Annotated in this window: 1 protein-coding gene; it reads right to left on the bottom strand. The window is 25.9% G+C overall.

Annotated elements, in window-relative coordinates:
* Positions 1 to 55: 55 nt before the first annotated feature.
* Positions 56 to 305: hypothetical protein (locus tag EII32_RS12670; RefSeq protein WP_233582408.1), on the bottom strand; the 250-nt coding region annotated here is incomplete at its 5' end.

Here is a 305-nt window from a genome sequence, read left to right as displayed (position 1 = left end):
GTAGTTAGTAATATTCTTAATAAGCATAGATTTTCCTATGCCACCTTTTTAATGATTAATTGTGATTATAGCTTGTTTTTGTTTCTTGTTGCTCATTCGACTCAACCTCTTTTATTTTAATGAAACTTTCTTTAGATATATATTTTTCTTGATTATAAATATCTAAGATAATTTCAATGTAATTCCAATCAACTTCAAGTGTCATAGCATACTCTTCAGATAACTTGAAAATGCAAGATAACTGGTTTAAGTATTTATAATATCCTTTTTCAAGTCTTATGAGTACATTGGTAGTACTTTCAATA

It is taken from the genome of Prevotella sp. OH937_COT-195 (genome assembly GCF_003932845.1).
Taxonomy (GTDB): Bacteria; Bacteroidota; Bacteroidia; order Bacteroidales; family Bacteroidaceae; genus Prevotella.
This window is presented reverse-complemented; position numbering and strand designations above follow the sequence as displayed.